The sequence below is a fragment of the Dokdonella sp. GW821-FHT11D02 genome, assembly GCF_058808595.1.
Genome location: NZ_CM179520.1, coordinates 3,193,284 through 3,215,824, shown reverse-complemented (window position 1 = coordinate 3,215,824; position 22,541 = coordinate 3,193,284). Strand labels below are relative to the sequence as shown.

Annotated in this window: 6 protein-coding genes; 2 read left to right on the top strand and 4 right to left on the bottom strand. The window is 67.1% G+C overall.

The window, feature by feature from the left end:
• Window positions 1-137: 137 nt before the first annotated feature.
• Window positions 138-3,203 (top strand): beta strand repeat-containing protein, encoded by a 3,066-nt coding sequence (locus AC3QL3_RS13505; RefSeq protein WP_492894422.1) that lies wholly within the window; start codon window positions 138-140, stop codon window positions 3,201-3,203.
• 173 nt (window positions 3,204-3,376) lie between these two features.
• Here the strand turns inward: AC3QL3_RS13505 and AC3QL3_RS13500 are convergent, their stop codons facing one another.
• The 3 genes from AC3QL3_RS13500 to AC3QL3_RS13490 form a co-directional block, all read right to left on the bottom strand.
• Window positions 3,377-3,742 carry a hypothetical protein gene (locus AC3QL3_RS13500; RefSeq protein ID WP_492894420.1) on the bottom strand — a complete coding sequence of 122 codons (366 nt, stop codon included), beginning with the start codon at window positions 3,740-3,742 and terminating at the stop codon, window positions 3,377-3,379.
• A gap of 332 nt (window positions 3,743-4,074) precedes the next feature.
• Window positions 4,075-4,626 carry a hypothetical protein gene (locus tag AC3QL3_RS13495; protein WP_492894418.1) on the bottom strand — a complete coding sequence of 184 codons (552 nt, stop codon included), beginning with the start codon at window positions 4,624-4,626 and terminating at the stop codon, window positions 4,075-4,077.
• Window positions 4,627-4,956: 330 nt separating this feature from the next.
• Window positions 4,957-11,151 carry a DUF7507 domain-containing protein gene (locus AC3QL3_RS13490; protein WP_492894416.1) on the bottom strand — a complete coding sequence of 2,065 codons (6,195 nt, stop codon included), beginning with the start codon at window positions 11,149-11,151 and terminating at the stop codon, window positions 4,957-4,959.
• A gap of 199 nt (window positions 11,152-11,350) precedes the next feature.
• Here AC3QL3_RS13490 and AC3QL3_RS13485 point away from each other — a divergent pair, with 199 nt between their 5' ends.
• Window positions 11,351-13,702 carry an AsmA family protein gene (locus tag AC3QL3_RS13485; protein ID WP_492894414.1) on the top strand — a complete coding sequence of 784 codons (2,352 nt, stop codon included), beginning with the start codon at window positions 11,351-11,353 and terminating at the stop codon, window positions 13,700-13,702.
• Between the two features lie 66 nt (window positions 13,703-13,768).
• Here the strand turns inward: AC3QL3_RS13485 and AC3QL3_RS13480 are convergent, their stop codons facing one another.
• Window positions 13,769-22,243: a glycoside hydrolase family 94 protein gene (locus AC3QL3_RS13480; RefSeq protein ID WP_492894412.1), complete on the bottom strand. Its 8,475-nt coding sequence runs from the start codon at window positions 22,241-22,243 to the stop codon at window positions 13,769-13,771.
• Window positions 22,244-22,541 lie beyond the last annotated feature (298 nt).

The following is a 22,541-nucleotide window of genomic DNA, read 5'->3' as shown; positions in this document are numbered from 1 at the left end:
GTCACTTCTACCAGGCTGTGTACGCAGCCCGCCATCGATAGGTTGATGGTCGGGCGCGACTGACTAGCGGCGGCCCGCAGCTTCGCCGCCGCCTGCGAAAGTCCAGTCGCTCGGCGTGTGGTTGAAGGAGTACCCAAATGAAGTCTGGCATTTTCTACACATCCGATACGCGCCGTAGCGCGCATTTTCATCGTCTCGTTCGCACTCGGCCCTGGCGCGCGTTGTGCGCGACGGCGCTGCTGGGTTTTGCGGCGCATGTCGCCGCGGTACCCGTGACGGTACCCAACGGCGATTTCTCGGCGCCCGCCAACGTGGGGGGAATCGGCGGCGGACTTCTCGGCGGCAGCGGCACCAACGTGCCGATCGGCAGCGGCCCTTGGACCGGCACCTACGCCGGCGCGCTCGGACTGCTCGCGCCACCGACCTTGTCGATTTCCGCGACCACACAGAACGCGGCGATCGGCGGGCTGGCCGGCGTCAGTGTGCTCGGCTTGGTCACCAACGGCGGCTACTTCGGCCAGACCTTGGCGGCCAATGTGCAGCCGAACACGCGCTACATCCTCACCGCCGACATCGACGTCGGCCGCGTGCTGCAGCTCGGCCTGCTCAACAATACGCACACCGGTGTGGAGATCGTCGCCGGCGGCACCGTGCTCGCATCGAGCGACACCATCGCGCCCGGCGCGGTCACCTTGGAGCTGCTGCACGGCACCGCGTATCAGCTGAGCATGACCTACGTGTCGCCGACCACGATCACGGCGAATCCGATCGAGCTGCGCTTGTTCGCGCAGCCGCAGGGTCTGTTGACCGCCGATCTGCTGCCGACGATCGCTTTCGACAACATCGCGCTCGACGCCGTCGCGCTCGGCGTGCCGGCATCGGTCGGCAACATCGCCGGTGACGGTCAATCGGCGACAGTGAACACGGTCTTCCCGGTACCGCTCGGCCTGCGCGTGCTCGATGGCGCCGGCAACGGCGTATCCGGCACGCAAGTCACCTTCACCGCACCGGCGGCCGGTGCCAGCGCGATCTTCAGCGCGAACGGTAGCAGCGGTCAGGCGCTCGCGGTGATGACCGATACGAACGGCAGCGTGAGCGTCACCACGACCGCCAATACGGTCGCCGGCGCTTACACGGTCAGCGTGCAGGTCGCCGGCTTGGCCGCACCGCAGATCTTCCATCTGACCAATACCGCCGGCACGCCGACCGACGTGTCGATTCCAACCGACGGCAGCGGCGGCGACGCGCAGAGCACGATGGTCGACACGCCGTTCCAGAAACCGCTCGTCGTCAGCGTCAAGGACGCGTTCGGTAACGGCGTCAGCGCGGTGCAAGTCGCGTTCGCGGCGGCGCCCGCCGGCAACGGCGCGAGCGCGACGCTCTCCTCACCACAAGCGGCAACCGGTGCGGACGGCCGTGCCACCGTCAATGCGCGCGCCAATCTCGTCGCCGGCAGCTACAGCGTCAATGCGAGCATCACCGGCGTGGCCGATACCGCGACGTTCTCGCTGACCAATACGGCGGGTACGCAGTCGTCGGTTTCCGCTTCCGGCGGCAACACGCAGAGCACCGCGGTGACGACGCCGTTCGCGCAGCCCCTGCAAGTGACGGTGAAGGATGCGTTCAACAATCCGGTACCCGGCGTCGCCGTCGCGTTCAGCGCGGGAAGCGCAGGCGGCGCCAGCGCCGTGCTGAGTTCCGCTTCCGCCACCACCGGCACGGACGGCACCGCCGCGGTGACCGCGACCGCCAATACGCAGGCCGGCAGCTACGCGGTCAGCGCCAGCGTCGCCGGCGTCGGCACGGCGGCGACGTTCCAGCTGACCAACACGGCCGGCTCGGTCACGACCATCGTGACCAGCGGCGGCGGCACGCAGAGCACCGCGGTCGATACGCCGTTCCCGCAGCCGCTGGCGGTGACGGCGCGCGATGCCTTCGGCAATCCGGTGCCGAACGTCAGCGTCGGTTTCGCGGCGACGGCCGCCGGCAACGGCGCCTCGGCCAGCTTGTCCTCCAACGCCGCGTTGACCGGCGCCGACGGTGTTGCCAGCGTCAACGCGACGGCCAACGCAACCGCCGGCAATTACACGGTGAGCGCAAGCTCGGGCGGCGCCGCCGCGGCGACCTTCGGCCTCACCAATACGGCCGGTCCGCCGGCGACGATCGTGCTCGGCGGCGGTGGCAGCGGTACGCAGTCGACCACCGTGAACACGCCGTTCCCGACGCCGCTGGTCGTGCGCGTCAACGACAGCCACGGCAATCCGGTGTCCGGCGTCGCGGTCGCATTCGCGCCGCCAGCGGCGGGTGCAAGCGCCGTGTTGTCGGCGACCGGCGCAACGACGGGTGCCAATGGCGAGGCGCAAGTTCAGGCGAGCGCGAACACCGTCGCCGGTCACTATCTGGTGTCGGCGACCATCACCGGCGTGACGGGTGCGTTCGACTTCGATCTGACCAACACCGCCGGCACGCCGCACGACGTCGTACCGATCGGCGGCGACGGCACGATCGGCGGCGGCACGCAGCAGAGCACGCAGGTCAACAAGCCGTTCCCGCAAGCGCTGAAGGTGCGCGTGCGCGACGAGTTCCAGAACCCCGTCGCTGGCGTCGTCGCCCAGTTCGTGGCGCCGACGAGCGGTGCGACTGCGGTGCTGTCGACCGGCGCGCAGAGCGGTTCGACCCTCAGCGTGGCGACCGGTGCCAACGGCGAGGCGACGGTGCAGGCGACCGCGAATTCGACCGTCGGCAGCTACACCGTGGCGGCGAGCGTTCCCGGCATCGCGACGACGGTTTCGTATCAGCTCAGCAACACCCCGGGCAATTCGTCGACGCCGATCGGCAATACATCCCAGTCGACCATCACCGGCGAGGCCTTCGCGTGTGCGCTGATCGTGCGTCTCGCCGATCCGCAGGGGCAGCCGCGCGCCGGCATCGCCGTCGATTTCACGGCGCCGGCTAGCGGAGCGTCGGCGGAACTGTCGTCCGGTGGCGGAGCGGGTGGAGCGACTGCGACGGCGGTGACCGATCTCGACGGCGTCGCTTATGTGGACGCAGTCGCGAACAGCATCCCCGGTCGATATCAGATCTCCGCCCAGGAAGCCGGAGTGCCGACCGCGCAGATCGCGCTGTTCTCGCTGGAGAATCTCGATCCGGCCGATCCGATCTTCCGCAACGGCTTCGATCTCGATTGCGGAGTGTCGCCGTGAGTTAGCGCGGCGATGTGTGGAAGCGCCGGTTTTGAGATTCGATCTCCAAACCGGCCTCTGCTCGAAAGCGTTTCTTTTCGACAACCGCCGCGGCGCGCAAGCGTCGCGGCGGTCTTATTTCTTGTTGACCGCCTTTCGATCTTCCGATCAGCGGTTCACAGCGAACCGGCCGCTCAAGGAAGGATGACGTCCTGCTCCGTGCACACGCCCTGCGCCGGCTCGCTGACCGCGAGCACGTTCCAGCTGGCGTCGTAGACGTACAAGCGCGCGGTCAGCGGTCCCGGATGGCGCGGGCACCAGAATCGGCACGAATTCTGGTTGGTGCAGTCGGCCGGGAAAATCGCATCGAGGCCGATGTAGTCGAACGACCACACCAGGGTGACCGGGCCGCTGTCGCTGCCGCCTTCGCCGAAACAGGCGTTGCTCTGCAGCGAGCAGTCGGCATACGCATAGGCCGCGGCGGATGCCGCGCCGGGTACGGCCAAACTCAACAGGACGGCGAGTTGGGCGGCGATGGCCGCTTTGGAAATACGCTTCATGTCTCTCTCCTTGAAGAACGCGTGATCCCGCCATTTCTGTCGCACGGCACTTCTCGATCCCCGAGGCGGAGTGATCCGAGCGAAACGCGGGCGGCCGCACATGGGCAGGCCGTCCCGATGCTAACAAGACGCCGTTCCCGAATATGTGCCGGCGCTCGCGTCGGAATAACTTGGTTTGCGTCTCCCCGAAATCATCGAATGGAAAGGCGCTGCTTATTCCGGCCCGACGTCGGATGCTCTATCGGAGACGGTATTCCCATTGGAAGATCGAGCGGACAGGACCCGATTATCGCGTTCGCAGTGCCTGCACTACGGAGATTGATCGTGCCGCCCTACGGCGTCGGCGCGCAGCGCTTGAGCCAGACGAAGCTGCGGCCTTCGGGCGTCGGTTCCGGCTCGCATTTCAGCTCTTTGCGGTGCGAGCCGCGCACTTCGTCTTGCGAACACGTCATATGCGTGGGAATGGGCGCGTACAACGACTTCAGCGTCGCGACTTTGGTATCGGCCAAGGCGCGCTGTTCGGGCGTCATGCTCTTTTCCAACGCCTCGGCCATGTTCTGATACTTCGCTAATCCGGAAGCCGCCGCAAGTTTCAGCCAGGCATAACCGGTCAGATCGTCGCGGGCGACTCCGCGTCCCGCCAAATAGAGTCCGCCGAGAGCCGCCTGATTGGGTTGATTGCCGGCGCAGGCCAGCCTTTGGTTCAGTTGGAATGCATCGGCGCTTTTCTCGTCGCGCAGAGCCTGCTCGGAACGCAGCAACATGTCGTAATAATCCCTGCGCGTCACCGATTCGAACTCCGGCTCGGATGCCGGCTCCGCCCTGAGATTGGGACCCGCCAGAGCGAATGCGACAGGCAGCAGACAAAGACCAAGCTTTTTCATAGTCACCTCGTTGAGAGTGTCAGGGCGGCAACGGTCACAGAGCAGCCAGAGCCCTGCGGCCGAGTTCGACGGCAGCGGGATGTCGGGACAAGGATAATCGGCCGCACTCGATTCGACGATCGTTTCGCCACGGGACTATGAAACGTTCTGTGGCGCATTTCCCCCCTCTGCAAACGCGCATCGGGGGCACCTGGAAGATCGTGTGATCCCGCGCCGTCTGCGGGCAACGATGGCTATGTCTTCGGCCGCAAGCAGCAGCCGGGACGCGTCGGGCTCCGGCGATCGAGCGGCCTTCCGCTCGGATCGCCGAAGTCGGCGAGCGACGGGTCTCTACCGCCGCCGCGCCAACACGCTGCCGCTCAGCAGCGACAAGAGCGCGATCAACACCAGCATCCAGCGTGCGTCGAGCGGTACCGGAACGGCGCTGCCGCTGGGGCCGCCGCCGACCACGGTCGGCACCGTACTCGTGTTGTTGCTAGGGGTCGGATCGGCGACCGTCGCCGAGGTCGCGGTGGCGACGTTGGCGATCGTGCCGACGTAGTCCGCTTGCACGAGGTAGCTCACCTGCACGGTCACGCTGGCGCCGTTCGCCAAGGCGCCGAGCGTGCACGGAAAACCGCCCGCGCAGGGCGCTGTGGCCGCGACGAAACGCAGTCCCGGCGGAGTCGGGTCAGCCAGCACCGCATCCGAGACCGCCGACGGACCGTGATTGGTGACGCGGATCGTGTAGTCGATCGCCTGGCCGGGAGTGGCCGTGGCGGGCCCGGTCTTGCTCGTGCCGAGGTCGGCACTCGCCACGACGGTCGCCACCGGCACGCTCAACGCGCTCGTATTGTTGGCCGGGTTGCCGTCGGGTGTCGGCGAGGACACGGTGGCGGTGTTGACGATGCTGCCGCTGGCGTCCGCGGCGACGGCGAAGATCGCGGTCACGCTCGCGCCGGCACCCGCGGCGAGATCGCCGAGCGCGCAGGGGAAGCCGGATTGGCACGGTGCCGTGGCGGAGACGAAGGTCAGTCCGGCCGGCGTCGGATCGTCGAGCCGCACGCTGAGCGCGCTGTCCGGACCGTGGTTGTCGACGCTGAGGGTGAAGCTCGCCGTGCCGCCGGGCAAAAGTTGCGCGGGACCTTGCTTGAGTACGCTGAGGTCGGCGCTGGCGGTGGCGCTCACGCTGGTCGACACGCTGGAGCTGTCGTTGCTCGAATCGGGATCGACGACGCCGGCCGGCGCAGCGACGCTGGCCGTGTTCTGCAGCGTTGCCGGTCCGCTCGGCGCCGTGCCGATCACGGTGACGATCGCGCTGCCGCCCGAAGGCAGCACGCCGATGCTGCCGGTTACGACATTGCCGCTCACGCTCGGTTGCGTGGTGCAGGCGGCGCCGCCGCTTTCGCCTGCACAGGTCGCCGTCGCGGCGCTGATGCCGATGGGCAGGTTGTCGGTGTAGCTGGCGCCGTTTGCCGGGCTCGGTCCGTGGTTGACGATGAGCAGGGTGTAGGTGATCGCGCCGCCCGAGGGCAGTGTCGCCGGTCCCTGCTTGTCGATCGACAGATCCGCAAGTCCCGGGCCGACGTTGGTTTGCGCCGCGGCCTGGTTGTTCGCGCTGTCGGGATCGGGCGTGTCGCTGCTCGCGCTGGCGCTGTTGCGGATCGGGTTGGCGCCGGCGTAGTCGGCGGGCACCGTGTAGCGCGAGAGGATGGTCAGGCTGGCGCCGCTCGCCAGCGAGGTCGCGCTGCACGGATACGCCGTCGTGCAATCGCCGCTGTTGTCGACGAACTGGAGGCCGGCGGGGGTGGCGTCGTTGATCACGACATTCGTCGCGGCGCTCGGGCCGTTGTTGCGCACGACGATGGTGTAGGTGACATCGTCGCCGGGCGTGACCGTCGCCGCGCCGGTCTTGCTGACGGCGAGGTCGGCCAGCGGAGTGCCGTTGAGCGAGACGCTGGCGACGTCGTTGGCCGGATTCGGGTCGGGTGGAGTGGACGCGGTCAGGGCTGCGCTGTTGGTCAGCGCACCGGCTTGCGCCACGTTCGCGACGAGGGTCAAGGTCGCGCTCGACGTCGGTCCCGTCGCGGTCAGCGCGCCGATCGTCCATTGGCCGGACGCGGCGTCGAAGCTTCCCTGCGAGGGCGATGCGGAGACGAAGCTCAAGCCGGCCGGCAGCGCGTCGGTGACGACGACGCCGGTCGCGTCCGAGGGGCCGCTGTTGTGCGCGGTGATGGTGAAGGTCACTTCATCGCCGACGTTCGGCGCGGTCACGTCGACCGTCTTGGTCAAGCCGATGTCGGCCGATTGACCGTTGATCGCGACGCCGGCGGTGTCGTTGGCCGGATTCGGATCGAACTGATCGGTGTGGGTGATCGTCGCGGTGTTCATGATCGAACCCGTTTGATCGATTCTGAGCGTGATCGCCAGCGTCGCCGTGGTGCCGTCGCCGAGCGCGCCGATCGTCCACACGCCGCTGCCGCTGTCGTAGCTGCCTTGCGAAGGAGCGGAGCTGACGAAGGTGGTGCCGGCCGGCACCGCATCGGTGACCTCGAATGCGCTGGCGTCGTTGGGGCCGTTGTTGCTCACGCTGACGGTGTAGGTGACGTTGGTGCCGACGTCGGGCGTGGTGTCGTCCACGCTCTTGGCGACGCCGAGGTCGGCGCTGGCGCCGGCGTTGATCGCTGCGGCCGCGCTGTTGTTGCTGGTATCGGGATCGGTTTGATCGGACGCGCTGACCGTGACCGTGTTGACCAGGCTGCCCGGATCGTCGACCGTCGCGGTGATGGTCAGGTTGGCGCTGGCGCCGTCGGTCAAAGCGCCGACCGTCCACACGCCGGTCGACGCGACGTAAGTGCCTTGCGACGGCGTCGCCGACACGAATATCAGACCGAACGGCAGATTGTCGGTGAGCGCGACGCCGCTGGCGTCGTTCGGTCCGTCGTTGCGAGCGATGATGGTGAAGGTGACCAGGTTGCCGACGAACGGCGCCGGATTGTCGACGGTTTTCGTCACCGCGATATCGGCCGCCGCGCCCACCGCCGTCTGCACCGACGAGCTGTTGTTGGCCGGCGCGGGATCGGTGACGCCAGCTGGCGCGGCGATCGTGGCCGTGTTCGAAATAGTCTGCGCGCCGATCGGTGCGGTGGCCTGGATCGTGATGATGACGCTGCCGTTCGCGGGCAAGCTCGGCAGCGTGCCCGAGACCGTGCCGCCGGCGACGCTGGGTGTCGCGCACACCGCGCCGCCGCCGGCGCTGCCGCAGCTGGCGGACACGGCGCTGAGGCCGGCCGGAAGCGTGTCGGTATAGCTCGCGCCGTCGGCCGCGCTGGGGCCGGCATTGCCGATCGCGAGGGTGTAGGTGAGGGCGCCGCCCGAGGCGATCGTGGGCGGACCGCTCTTCACGATCGACAGATCGGCGACCGGCGTGACGCTGGTGTCGACGTGCGAGGTGTTGTTGGCCGGATTGGGATCGGCCGCACTCGCCGGCGGCGCGATCGAGGCGGTATTCGTCAACGTGCCGCCGTTCGACGGCGCTGTCGCGCTGATCGAGAAGGTGACGCTGGCCCCGCTCGGCAGTGTCGCGATCGTGCTGGTCACGTTGTTGCCGACGACGTCGACCGGGCCGCACACGGCGCCGCCTGCCGAGGTTGCGCAGCTCGCGCTCACATTGGTCAGTCCGCTCGGCAGCGGATCGGAGAACACGGCGCCGTCGGCGGCGTCGGGACCCGCATTGCTGGCGACGACGGTGTAGCTGAGGGTGGCGGCCGCTGCAACAGTCGCCGGACCGGTCTTCACCACCGCGACGTCCGCGCGCGTGATCTTGGTCGTGGCCGAACTGTTCACGGGCGTTGTGATCTGCGCGGTCGTCACGGCTACGCGATTGACCAGATCGGTGCCGGCGCTGATGTCCGCCGGCGTTGCGGTGTAGCTGGCGGAATAGGTCCAGGTTTCGCCGACGTCGAGCCGGTTGTTGCCGTTGCCGTCGCCGCCCGTGAAGGTGACCGCGCCGTTGCTGCCGTTGGGCAGCGTATCCACCGGCGTGACGCCGGTCAGGGTGACGTTGCCGGTATTGCTGACCGCGATCGTGTAGGGGATCGGGCCCGGTGCGGAAATGGCGGTGGCGGTCGTGCTCTTGACCACGCTCATCGCCGGCGCGCGAGTGACGGTGGTGGTCGCCGAGCCGCTCACGGGCGCTGGAATCTGCGCCGTCGTCACCGCGACGTTGTTGACGAGATCGGTGCCGGCGTCGATGTCGGCCTGAGTCGCGGCGTAGCTGGCCGAGTAGGTCCAGGTCTCGCCGACGTCGAGCGCGCCGTTCCCGTTTGCATCGCCCGATACGAGCGTGACCGCGCCGTTGGCGCCGTGGGGCAGGGTGTCCACCGGCGTGACGCCGGTCAGGGTCACGTTGCCGCTATTGCGCACGACGATCGTGTACGCGATCGTGCCTGGCGCATTGATCGAGGTGGTGGTGGTCGACTTCTGCACCGTCATCGCCGGCGTGCGCACCACGCCGGTGGTCGCCGACGAACCCTGCGGCGCGTTGGTCTGCGCGGTGGTCACCGACACCGTGTTGACGAGATTGGTGCCGGCGTCGATGTCGGCTTGAGTCGCGGCGTAACTGGCCGAATAGAGCCAGGCCTCGCCGGGATCGAGCACGCCGTTGCTGTTGGCATCGCCCGAGACCAGCGTGACCGCACCGATGCCGCCGTGCGGCAAGGTGTCCACGGGTGTGACGCCGGTGAGCGCGGCGGCGCCGGTGTTGGTGACGAGGATGCTGTAGGGAATCGCGCCGGGCGCGGAAATCGACGCGACCGGGGTGGACTTGAGCACGCTGAACGAGGCGACGCGATTGCTGAAGGTGCAGGTCAACGACTGTGCGCGCCCGTTGGCGGCAGCGCCGGTGACCGACACCGGCAAGGTCAGATTGACCGAGGTGCCGGTGCCGGTCGCGACCGCGGCGCCGGCGCCGTTGACGCAACTGTAGGTGGCGACGTAGGCGCCGGTGGTGGCCGTTGTCGGCACTTCGGCCACGCTGGTGGTGATTGCGTTGCTCGCGATGTTCTGCGCGACGGTGAGATCGGGCGCGCCGGATGCACTGTTGTGATAGAGCGTACGGAAACCGGTGCTGCCGGTGTCGCCGACCGCGAGGGCGAACGCGGTGCCGCCGATGCCGAGATCGAAGCGACCGCCGTCGCCGGCCGGCAACAGCTGCTTGATCACGCGTATGGCCGGCTTGATCTCGATCATGTAGTCCTCGACCTCGCCGCTGTCGATGCGGCCGGTCGGGGTGGCGGTCGAGATCTGAGTGCCCTGCGTCGCGCGCAGCCGCACATAGCTGCGGCCGGCGGTGGTGGCGATCGGCACGGTCCAGTTGAGCGTGGTGCTGGTGGCGCCGCTGGCGACCGCGTTGCACACGCCTTCGGCGGTGTCGAACACGCCGTTGCGATTGAAGTCGATCCAGCCGCAGACCGTGCCCGCCGCGGTGCCGCCGCTCAAGCTGGGCATGAGCGTGTAGGTCTGTCCGATCATGCCGGTATGCAGCGTCGGCAGCGGCGTGACCAGCCCATCCTCGTCGGCGCCGTCGCCGGCGGCCCCGTTGGCGTCGGCGCCTGCGGCGACCGCGTTCGGGCTCGGCGTGATGGCGGGAGTGTTGTTGAACACATTGGTGTTGTCGGCATCGACGGTGGCGCCGAGACGGATGCCGCCGACGATGTGGCTGGCCGCCTCGCTGCTGTCGTAGCTCGCCGGTGCGTCGCCGAAGTCTTCATCGACCGTGGTCGTCAGCATGTAACCGTCGTCGCCGAGGTCGTTGCCGATGGTGGCGTTGAAGACGTTGCGCGTGCCGGCCATGCCGACATCGAAGGTGAGCGAGGTGTAGGTGCCGTTGATGCGCACGCTGCCGCAGCCGGCAAGCTGGGTGGCCGGCGCGGCGATCGTCGAACAGTTGGTGCCGTTGTATTGGGGGTTGATGAGATCGAGCGAGCTGCCGCCGCCGAGGGTCTGCAGATTGGACGCTCCGGGCAGCACCGTCATCGTGGCGCCCGCGGGCACCGACGAAGCGATCGTATGCACCGTACGCCCGGCGGTGATGGTGACGGTGTCGCCGGTGACGCTGCGCACGCTGCCGAGGCCGACGAAATGCAACACCGGATTGGTCACCGGGCGGTTGAAAGAGACTTGCAAGCTGCCGCGTGTGCACGAGGTGCTGGTCGCCGCATTGCTGGCGAAGGCACAGCCGGCACCTGCGGTTTGCAGTTGGATGCCGGTGGTGGTGGTCGGCACGGGCGGCGCGAACATCGCCGCGGTGGCGCCGCCGAGCGTGGTCAGCGGCACGTTATTGGCGACGATCTGCAGGCTGCCGCCGCTCACCGCGTAGGTCGTCGTCAGCGCCGACGGATACGGCTTGGTCGAGGACGCGTTGAACCCGGTTGCACCGGAGGCGCTCGCATTGTGCAGCTGCGCGGCGAGGGACGAGTCGATCGAGGCGAACGCACCGAGCGACGCCGCCGTGAAAACCGAGATGAAACGCGCTGCCCTGATCATCGCCAACCCCCAGACACGAGACCGACCGCCTGCGGCATTGCGCGGGGGCGCAATTCGTCGGGCGGCCTGGTCGTCGGAAAAATCGATAACGCTGTCGCGCGCCTCGGCACGAGCACACACACCAGCTCACGCCGGCGGATGCAGTCGAAGCACTGGCCCCTTGCCCGTCTGTATATAGAAATAAGCAAGAAAGTGAAAGTTGGAGATCGGCTCCTTTACATCCATTTCCTTCACGGCGCCTCTGCTCAGGTTTCTCTCAAGAGCTGCTTTTTTCGCTCGAGCAGCCGATCGATCGAAAGCGGCAGGACCGAAAAGAAGCGCGCCGCGCGTGATCGCCGCCGAACATGACCTGACCGTATGGCGGCTCGGTCAGGAAGGATTACGTCGCGGTCGTGAAAGCTCGAGTCACTGCCACGTGCGCGAAAGAGGGAGCGTCATGAAACGTGGATACCGCATCGGCGCTTGGATCGGCGGCGCCCTGATCGTGTCGATCGTCGCTGCGATCGTGTTCGTCGCGACCTTCGATTGGAATCGGCTCAAGCCGACCATCAATGAGAAGGCCAGTGCTGCGCTCGGGCGCACGTTCGCGATCGACGGAGACTTGTCGGTGCGCTGGCGCCGAGACTCGGAGCACGGCGATTGGCTGCCCGGCCCGGTGTTCACCGCGCAAGACCTGCGCATCGACAATCCGCCGTGGGCACGCGAAAAGCAGTTCGTCCATCTCGAGCAGGCCGAATTCCGTCTTTCGCTGCTCGGCCTGCTCGTGCATCGGATTTCCGTTCCGCACGTGCAGCTCGGCCGGCCGACGGTGCATTTGGAGAAGCAAGGCGACGGCCGCAACAATTGGACTTTCGCGTTCGCTCACGACGACGCGACGCCGTCGGCCTGGACGCTCGATCTCGGCGACGTTGCGTTCGATGCCGGTCGAATCACGCTGCGCGATCCGGCCGATCGCATCGATGTCGGCGTCGAGATCGAGCCGCTCGGTGCGCCGATCGCCTTCACCGAGGTGATGGGCAAGACGGTGTCGTCCGCCGCGGACAAAGCCACCGCCGATGCGCAGACGCAGGACTTCGCGTTCGGCTTCAAGGCGAGCGGCGCTTACAACGGTGCGCGCGTCGCCGGCAGCGGCAAGTTCGGCGGCGTGCTTGCACTGCGCAGTGCCGGTCGTGCTTTTCCGCTGCAAGCGGATCTGCGTATTGGGGACGTGCGCATCGCCGCGACCGGCTCGATCACCGATCCGCGCAGCCCCGACGCGGTCGATCTGCACTTGCGTCTGGGTGGCGACAGCATGGCGCATCTGTATCCGGTGATCGGAGTGACGCTGCCGGATACGCCGCCGTTCGAAACCGACGGCCATCTGACTGCGGTGTTGCGCAAGGGCGCGAACACATTCACCTACGAAGGGTTCAACGGCCGCGTCGGCGGCAGCGATCTGCACGGCACCCTCACCTATACGCAAGGCGCGCCGCGGCCGAAGTTGAGCGGCAAGCTGTGGTCGGAACGGTTGCAGTTCGCCGATCTGGGTCCGCTGATCGGCTTGGACACCGGCGACAAGAGCAAGGCCTCGGCGGCGACGCCGCCGGGCGGCCGCGACGCGCCCAGGCGCCCGGTCGGCGGCAAGGTGCTGCCGAACGATCCGTTCCGCACCGATCGCTGGCGCGCGATGGATGCCGACGTCGGCTTCAACGGCAAGCGCATCGTGCGCGAGGGCAGCTTGCCGATCAGCGATCTGCAGGCACACGTGATCCTGGACGAGGGCACGCTGGCGTTGGCGCCGCTGGATTTCGGGCTGGCCGGCGGCGAGGCGCGTTCGACCATCCGCCTCGACGGCCGCAAGGGGCCGATGAAGGGCGACATCCAATTGAAAGCGCGCGGGCTCGAGCTGCGTCAGCTGTTTCCGCAGATGAAGACGATGCAGGACGCGCTCGGCGAACTCAATGCGGAGGCGGCGCTGTCGGCGACCGGAAACTCGGTTGCGGCCTTGCTCGGATCGTCCAACGGCGAACTCAAGCTGACGATGAGCAACGGCGTCGTCAGCCGCGAACTGATGGAGCTGGCCGGCCTCAACGTCGGCAACTACGTGGTGGTGAAACTGTTCGGCGATCAGCCGGTGAAGATCAACTGCGCCGCGACCAACTTCGTGGCGACCGACGGCTTGCTGCAATCCCGCCTGGCGCTGTTCGACACCGACAACGCGCTGATCAACATCGACGGTTCGGTCAACTTCGCCACCGAAGCGCTCAACTTGGACATCACGCCGCACACCAAGGGCTTGCGCGTTTTCTCGTTGCGCTCGCCGCTCTACGTGAAAGGAACGCTGGGCCAGCCGGATGTCGGCGTGCACACCGGCAAGTTGCTGCTGCGCGGCGGCGGTGCGCTCGCGCTCGGCGTGTTCGCGACACCGGCGGCGGCCTTGATTCCGTTGATCGCGCCGAGCAAGGGCAAGGACGAAAGTCCTTGCGCGGAGGTGTTGCAGCGGCTGCGCGAGAAGCCGCCGGCGCAGGCGCCGCGGAAGGTCGGCAAGACCATCAAACGCGTTCGGCCTTGATCGGCGAGTCGCGGCGACGGAGTCCAGGTCGGCGCCGCGCGGGATTTCAGCAGTGCTGCCGTCGAGTCATCCTGCAATCCGCACGAGCACGTCGTGGGTCGCGTGTTGCGGCGCGAGCGCGAGACTCATACCGTCCTGCCGAACGCCGTTGACGTCGATCGAATCGGACGCGTCTTGCGTGCGCTGCACGCGTATTCGATAGGTTGCCTCGCCGAAGCGATAGTCGATTTCCAACGTCGGCCATTTCGCCGGCAAGTTCGGTCTCAGCAGCAATCGGTCGCCGTTTCTGGACAGCCCCAGCATCGACTCCGCGATGAGGCGGTACATCCATCCGGCCGATCCGGTGTACCAGGTCCAGCCGCCGCGACCGACGTGGGGCGCGACGGCGAGCACATCGGCGGCGAGCACGTAAGGCTCGACTTTGTAGGTCTCCACGCCTTCCGGATCTTGTGCGTGGCGTGTCGGATTGATCATGTCGAACAGCTGCCAGGCGCGTTCGACGCGGCCGGCGGCGAAGAAGGCCATGACGCTCCAGACGGCCGCGTGGGTGTACTGGCCGCCGTTCTCGCGCACGCCGGGCACATAGCCGCGGATGTAGCCGGGATCGGGTTCGGCGGTGTCGAACGGCGGCTCCAGCAGCCGGATCAGCTGACCTTCCGCGTCGACCAGGTGACGGTCGAGCGCATCCAGCGCGAGTTCGACGCGCGCATCGGGCGCCGCGCCGGACAGCTTCGCCCAACTTTGGCAGATCGCATCGATGCGGCATTCGCGGTTGCGTGCGGAACCGAGCGGCGTGCCGTCGTCGAAGTAGGCGCGCAGATACCATTCGCCGTCCCAAGCATGCGCTTCGAGTGCGCGCTGCAGGCTGGCGGCATGATCGCGGCAGCGTTGCGCGAACGCCGCGTCGCCGCGGCGTCGCGCCAGCGGCTCGAACTCGCTCAGCACGTGATGCAGGAAGAAGCCGAGCCAGACGCTTTCGCCGCGGCCTTCGCGTCCGACATTGTTCATGCCGTCGTTCCAGTCGCCGCTGCCGATCAGCGGCAGGCCGTGCGCGCCGGTGCGCAAGCCGCGTTCGATCGCGCGCCGGCAATGCTCGTACAGGTCCGCCGTCTGCGGCGAGCGCAGCGGCAAGTCGTAGTACGACTCTTCGCTCGGATTGAGCAGGCGGCCTTCGAGGAAGCCGATCTGCTCGTCCAGCACGGCGTCGTCCGCGCTCGCTTCGATGTAGCGCGCCGTCGCCAGCGGCAGCCACAGAAAATCGTCCGAGCATTGCGTGCGCACGCCGCGCCCGGCCGGCGGATGCCACCAGTGCTGCACGTCGCCCTCCAGGAACTGCCGCGACGCGCTCAAGACGATCTGCTCGCGCAGCAGCGACGCGTCGGCATGCACCAGCGCCATCGCGTCTTGCAACTGGTCGCGGAAGCCGAAGGCGCCGCCGGATTGATAGAAGCCGCTGCGCGCCCACAGCCGGCAGCTGATGACTTGGTAGAGCAGCCAGCCGTTGCTCAAGGCGTCGAAGGTCGGATCGGGCGAGCGCACCGTGACCGCGCCGAGCAGCCGGCGCCAGCGCTCCTGCACCGCGTCGAACGACGCGCGCGCAGAACCGTTGCGACGGAAGCGCTCGACCAGGGCGACCGCCTCCGCGCGATCGTGGCCGACGCCGAGGCGGAAAATCAGGTCGCGCGATTCGCCGTCGGCGAGATCGACCGGAATCTGGATCGCGCCGCACGGGTCCATGGCGGCGCCGAGGCGTCCGCTCAGCGTTTGGCGCGACATCGCGGCGGGTTTGCGCAGCGAACCGTTGCGGCCGATGAACTCGGTGCGATCGCCGCTCAGAGTGCGCTGCGCGTTGTCGACGTCGAAGAAAGCGACATGGCTGGGGAACTCGATGCTGTAGGCGTTGCGCGCCATCAAGGCGCCGCTGGCGTCGAGTTCGGTGACCACGTGCATCGCGGTCTTTTCGCGCAAGTCGCCGAGCACCCATTCGACATAGCCGGTGACCGACAGCCGGCGCGCGCGTCCGGAGTCGTTCTTCAGTCTCAGCATGAAGAACTTCACCGGCGCCTGCGCGTCGACGTGCACGCGCAGATGGCTGGTGATGCCCGCTTCGGCGTGTTCGAACACGCTGTAGCCGAAGCCGTGGCGGACGACGTAGCGGCCGCGCCCGGGACTGGGAGAGGGCGTCGGCGACCAATACGCGCCGCTTTCCTCGTCGCGAATGTAGATCGCCTCGCCGCTGGGATCGGCGACCGGATCGTTGCTCCAGGGCGTGATGCGGTATTCGTGCGCGTTGTCGCGCCAGCTGTATCCGGCGCCGCTTTCCGACAGCACGCAACCGAAGTGCGGGTTGGCGATGACGTTGACCCAAGGCAGCGGCGTCTTGTTCGTCTCGTCGACGGCGATGACGTATTCGCGGCCGTCGGGCGAGAAACCGCCCAGGCCGTTGTCGAGCGTGCGCGGCGGCAGCGGGAACGGCGGGCGGTTGCTCGCGTCCGACGCCTGCGTGACGATCAGCTCGGGCACCACGATGTCGCTGCGCACGCTCTTGTCCGCGTTCAATTGCTCCAGCAGCGAACCGGCCTGGTCCGACAGCACGACGCGCGCGATCGATTGCATCAGCACGCGATCCTCGTGATTGATCTGCTCGATCGAGCGCACGAAGATGCCGCCTGGGCGGTCGAGCAGCCCTGCATCCGTGCTGGTGCCGACGATCGCCATGATCTCGTCCTGCAGCGCCTGCCGGTAGCCGCCGCGTTCCTCGTTCCAGACGACCAGATCGAAGGCGAGGCCCTTCATGCGGCAATAGACGTGCGCGTTCACCAGCTGGCGCACCAGATCGAGCTTCTCCGATCCCGACAACTGCACCAGGACGATCGGCAGATCGCCCGAAATGCCGTGGGCCCAGAGACCGGGCTGCGCCAGACGGTTGCTGGCGATCGTCGACGCGCGGGTTCGCAGTGCCGGATCGGCGTACAGGATCGCGCCGGCGAGGCGCGCGTACGCCTGTGCGTCCACTTCGCTGATGTTGATCTGTCCGAGCGCGATGCGGTTGTGCGTCCAGGCGATCTCGATCGCGCGGTCGGCGAGGTGGCGGTCGCGGTACTTCTCGACCAAGGCGATGCATTGCTCCCGGTTCGAGGCGATGCCGAGAACGAGGTCGAGCACCAGCGGCTGGTCGGGATGGAGCAGGACGCGCTGGCGGATCGACACGATCGGATCGAGCACCGAACCCGAGGTTCCGGAGAGGTCTTCGGTCGAGTGCGCCGCGGCGGCGGTGTCGGCGCCGTTGTTGCGTCCGAGAAAGCGCAGGCGATCGGTTTCGAACGAGGTGCGCAGCGATTGGCCGCCGTGCAGCGTCAACAGATGCATCATCCAGCGCTGCGGATCTTCGCTCGAGCGCGCGCGCCGGGTCGCCACGATCGCGTCGCGGTCGGCCAGCACTTCGGTTTGCACGAACAAATTGCCGAAGGCGGGATGCAGCGAATCGGCGATGCCCGACGACAGCACGACTTCCGCGTAGCTGGTGATCTCGATGACGCGTGCAACGCGTGCGCGATTGGTGAGGCGGATGCGGCGCAGCTCGATGTCGTCCTCGGGCGACACCACGATCTGGGTGTGCGCTTCGATGTCGTCGAGGCGGCGGCGAAACTCGACCGAGGACTCGGTGAAGATCGCTTCGGAAGCGTCGACCGCGGTCGCCATCGGTGCCGGCGTGTTCGACCAGACCTTGCCGGTTTCGCCGTCGCGCAGATAGCAGAACACGCCCCAGCAGTCGCGCGTCGCGTCCTCGCGCCAGCGCGTGACGGCCAGATCGTTCCAGCGGCTGTAGCCGCCGCCGCTGTTGCTGAGCATGACTTGGTAATGACCGTTGGTCAGCAATTGCGCCGCCGGCCGGCGCGTATCGGCTTGCGCGAAGACGCGGATGGCGGTTTGCGGCACGTCCTGCGCGGAACGCAGATCGACCATCGCCGGGTTGTTGCTCCAGTTGATGGTGGAGCGCGGCGTGCGTTCCTGCAGCAACAGCATGGTCGCCTTCAGCTGCGGATCGGCCGCGAAGCGCTTCTGCATCGGGCGGTCGAGTACGGCCTGCGCGACGGCGAGCAGGCTCATGCCGTGATGGTGCGCCATGAACGAGCGCACGACGGCGCAGGTCTCGCCGGGCGGTACGCGCTCGCTGGTGTAGTCGATCGCCTCGTAGAAACCGAATCGGGTCAGCCAGCCGTGCTCGGCCAGCCGGCGCAGATTGTGCTCGGCGTCGCGCGGCGACACGGTCAGCGCGAGCGCGCTGGCGTAAGGGGCGATCACCAGTTCTTGCGCCAGGCCGCGCTGCAGTCCCACGCCGGGCACGCCGAAGGCACGGTACTGATAGTTCTGCGCGGCGTCGGTCATGTTGTAGCCCGACTCGGAGATGCCCCAGGGAATGTGCCGGCCGCGCGTGTACGCGATCTGATTCGCGACGGCGGAGTGGCAGGTCTCATCCAGTAGGGTGCCGGGGAACGACGGCATCACCAGCTGCGGCATCAAGTACTCGAACATCGAGCCGCTCCACGACAGCAGCACTTGATGTCCCGCGTTGCGGGTGAGCAGGCGGCCGAGCGAGAACCACGAATCCTGCGACACCTTGCCTTGCGCGATTGCGACGAACACGCCGAGCCGCGCCTCGGACGCGAGCAAGTCGTAGAAGCCGGCGTCGCGGCGCCGTTCGGTGACGTTGTAGCCGATCGTGAACAGCGCGCGGTTCTCGTCGTAGAGGAAATCGAAGTCGACGCGCGCGAATTGAGCGCAACGAACGGCGAGGGCTTCGAGCGCGGCGCAGGCGGCGGATGCGTGAGCGGCGCCGACGCCGTCGCGATCGGTTGCAGCGGCGAGGTCGAACACGGAGGAGGAAAGCTCGTGCCTTGAGGCCGCGACATCTTCGGTTGCGGGCCCGAAGAAGTGCTGAAGATCGGCGAGCAGCGCATCGATCTGCCGGCCGAGATCCAGCGCCGGATCGAACGTGCCCGGCGCGGTCGGCACGCGCAGGTGTTGCAACGATTCCTTCAGCGCCGTCAACGCCGCGAACAATTCGCCCGCCGTTCTGGGCGCCTGCGCTTCCTGCTCGTCGAGCAGGCGCGTCAGCGGCATCCAGCGTTGGCGTGCGGGTTCCGCGTCGACTTCGATCGCCACCATGAGCGAGTCGCGCAAGCCGGCGAAGACCGACGCGTTTACGGCTGGGCTGTTCCTGCGCTCGAGCAAGCCTTGCCGCAGAGTGAGCAGATGGGCGATCAGATTGCCGCTGTCGACGGTCGAGATGTAGAGCGGGGTCAGCGGCTGCAAGGTCGTGGTGCTGTACCAGTTGTAGAAATGGCCGCGATGGCGCGGCAATCGCTCCAGCGTTTCGAACGTCCGCGACAGGCGCTCGATCAATTCTCTCAGCGACAAATAACCGAGATCGTTCGCTGCCAGCGTCGACAGCAGGTACAAACCGATATTGGTCGGCGAGGTCCGGTGAGCGGTCTTGGGGATCGGGTGTTCTTGATAGTTGTCCGGCGGCAGCCAGTGGTCGTCGGCGCCGACGAAGTGCTCGAAGAAGTTCCAGGTTCGGCGCGCGACGTTGCGCAGGAATAGAACTTGCGTTGGCGCCAGTGTCTGCGTGCGCTGGCTCGGCGCCGCGCTCAGTCTCCAGATCAGCACCGGTGACAGCAGCCACGCGACCAACCACGGCAGCGCCAGCGCGAAGCTGTCGCGGTGGAACAGATAGACGCCAAGTGCGATCGCCGTGGCCGGCGCGATCCACATCGCGGCGATGGTCGAGCCGAGGCGATTGCGTTCGCTGGCCTGAACGCTGCTCGATGCGGTCCATTGCAGCAGGTGGCGACGGGAAACGTGGACGCGCCAATAGGTGCGCACGATCGCATCGAAACTGAGCCAGGCCTCGAACGGCAACAGGACCGCGTTCACGACGATCTGCACCAGGCGCTGCGCGGCCTCGCCTAGGAAGCTTTTCAAGCGCTCGAACACGCCGCTTTCTTCGCGCGGGCCGGCAGCCGCCAAAGCGACGTCGACGATCGCCGCCAGCACCAGGATCTCGACCACCAGCGCGGTCCAGAACGCCGGTGTGGGCAGCCACAGCCAGGCCAGCAGCAGCAAGACGAACAGCGCGATCGGGACCAGGCTGCGGCGCAGATTGTCGAAGATCTTCCAGCGCGAGAGCGCGGACAGCGGATTCTTGGCGCGCTGGTCCTGGCCCGTCGGTACGGTAGGGAACAACCATTCGGCGATCTGCCAGTCGCCGCGAATCCAGCGGTGGCGACGTTTGGCGTCGACCAGATAGGTTTGTGGATAGGCCTCATACAGCTCGATGCCGCTGGCCAGCCCCGAGCGTGCGTAGCAACCTTCTAGGAGATCGTGGCTGAGAATGCGATTGTCGGGGAAGCGCTGCTCGGTGACGCGTTCGAACGCATCGACGTCGTAGATGCCTTTGCCGATGAAGGAGCCCTCGCCGAAGAGATCCTGATAGGTGTCCGACACGGCGCGCGTGTAAGGGTCGATTCCGGCGTCGCCGCCGAAGAGTCGCGCATACGGCGATACGCCGCCCAGCGGCAAGGCGCCGGCGACGCGCGGCTGCAGGATGCCGTAACCGCTGGTGACGACCTTCCGCGCGGCGTCGAAGCGCGGACGATTGAGCAGGTGCTCCATCGTCTCGACGAGTTCGCGCGCCGCGTCGCGCGGCAGCTGCGAATCACTGTCGAGCGTGATCACGTAGCGCACGCCGCGCAGCAAATCCGGATTGCCTACGATGCGTGAAAAGCGCTCGCTGCCGCCACCGCGCAGTAAGGCGTTGAGATCGGCGAGCTTGCCGCGTTTGCGCTCAGGTCCCATCCACACCCGTTCGCGTTCGTTCCATTGCCGCGGCCGGTGCAGCAGAAAGAAGCGATGGTTCTCGTAGCGCGCGTTCAGCGCTTCGATGCCTTCGGCTGCCGCGGCCAGGATGGCGTCATCCGCTGCGAGCGCGGTGTCGGCGGCGTCGGCGAAGTCGGTCAACAGGGCGAAGTGGAGATGCTCTTCGCGATTGGCGAGATAGCGCACTTCGAGATCGTCGACCAGACGCCGCGCACCGGCGACGCTGGACAGCAGCGTCGGGATGGCGACCAGCGTCTTCGCTTCAGGCGGGATGCCGGTACGGAAATCCATCTGCGGCAGCGGCTGCGGCGCGACCACGAAGGCCGCCACGCGGCTCGATAGCGCAACGGCGAGCTGGCTGATGCCGATCGAGGCGAGAAAAGCGACCAGGATCTTCAAGCCCACGGCAAGTTCGTCCGCCAGCAGATGCGCCATCACCGGCACCATCAGCGCGAGGCCCAGAGCGACCAGCGACAACAGATACAGCGACAGCGAGGTGCTGCCGGGTCGACTCGACGCCGACACCAGCGTGTTGCGCGCAAGCCTGCAGCGCTCGCGCAGATCCGGGTAGCCATGGCCGACCAGGTAGTAGCCGACGTGCCGCGACGGGTCCAGCGGATCGTCGCCCGTGGATTGCTGCGCCATCTCGACGGCCACGGAGGCGAGCGCCACTTCTGCGATGCCCGCCTCGCGCGCCGTTCGTTCGACGACGTGGCGATACATGTCGCGCGTAGTGAAGTTCATCCGCGCATAGGCGGCGGCAGGATCACCTCGAAGAATGCTTTCGACCGAGCTGACGGATTCGACGAAGGACTTCCAGTCCAGCGCATCGAGCAGGCGCAGGCTGCCGATGCAATTGCTCACCGAAACCTGGTCGGCCGCCTGCTCGTGCTGTGCTCTCTGCACCAGTTGATCGCCGGTCACGCCCGATTCGGCCAGGCGCTGGTCGATCCAAGTCATCGGCAACGACAGCGCTTCACCCAGCGGCTGCAGCCGGCGCGTCAGCTCGGAGACGAACGAACTCGACAGCGGCGGGTGCTCGCGCGCCATGTCGGCGGCGACCAGGATCAGACTGGTCGGATCGCGATTGGCGACTTCGATCATCGCATCCGCCCAGCGGATCGCGAGATTGCGGTCGATGCGATCGGAGTGGACGCTGTAGGCGACGCGGCGGAGATTCTCGACCAGCGCGAGGCGCAGCACGATCGGGATCGCCCACAGCTCGCCCAAGGTCAACGGCACGGTTTCCTGGTAAGCGCGAACGAAGCGGCGCAGCGACTCCTCGTCGAAACGGCCGTCGCCGTGCGAGATCGCTTTCAACGCGATGTCGTACACCCGCGGCAAACCGGCGGACTGGCCCTTGTCGAGCACCGGCAGCTGCCAGCTGTAGCGACGCGGGAGGTGGCGCCGCGCCGTGCGAATCTGCTCGTCGATCAGATAGAGGTTGTCGAGCAGCCATTCGCCCGCCGGCGTGACCTTGTGCTTGTCGCGAATCGCCTCCGCCAGCAGCTTGCAGCATTCGCGAATGACCTCGGCGTTCTCGCCGAGCCTCTGCAGCAGCGGATTGGCGGTCAGACGCGAAGCGCGCGCTTCGTGCTCGTGCGAGAGTTCTCGCCCGCGCTCTTCCATCTGCTCGGCGTTCAGCAGTTCGGCACGCAAGGGCTCCTCGCCCACGGCGTACGACGAAGCCGAGCCTACGCCGCGGCGATTCCGCCAAAATGACGTCAATTTCATCGAAAGAGCACGCCACGAGATCGGACTTCGAGGCTAACACTTCCGACGTGACCAGCGGCCGCAATTGTTCCGGAGCGAGTCATGCTACGTTCGGAAGTGCGCTCTCTGGAAATCCGCGGTGCGCTTTCGCGCTGACGGAGCTGCGCACTACATCCGCGCTTCGTCGCTCGGCCGATGCAAGAGAGAAACGAAGAAATAGCGAGTGTTCGAGGGCGAACGCGTG

Bases quoted from the DNA above. Each gene is read 5' to 3' on its own strand.
- AC3QL3_RS13495 (WP_492894418.1), bottom strand. From the start codon at position 4,626: ATGAAAAAGCTTGGTCTTTGTCTGCTGCCTGTCGCATTCGCTCTGGCG.
- AC3QL3_RS13490 (WP_492894416.1), bottom strand. From the start codon at position 11,151: ATGATCAGGGCAGCGCGTTTCATCTCGGTTTTCACGGCGGCGTCGCTC.
- AC3QL3_RS13505 (WP_492894422.1), top strand. From the start codon at position 138: ATGAAGTCTGGCATTTTCTACACATCCGATACGCGCCGTAGCGCGCAT.
- AC3QL3_RS13500 (WP_492894420.1), bottom strand. From the start codon at position 3,742: ATGAAGCGTATTTCCAAAGCGGCCATCGCCGCCCAACTCGCCGTCCTG.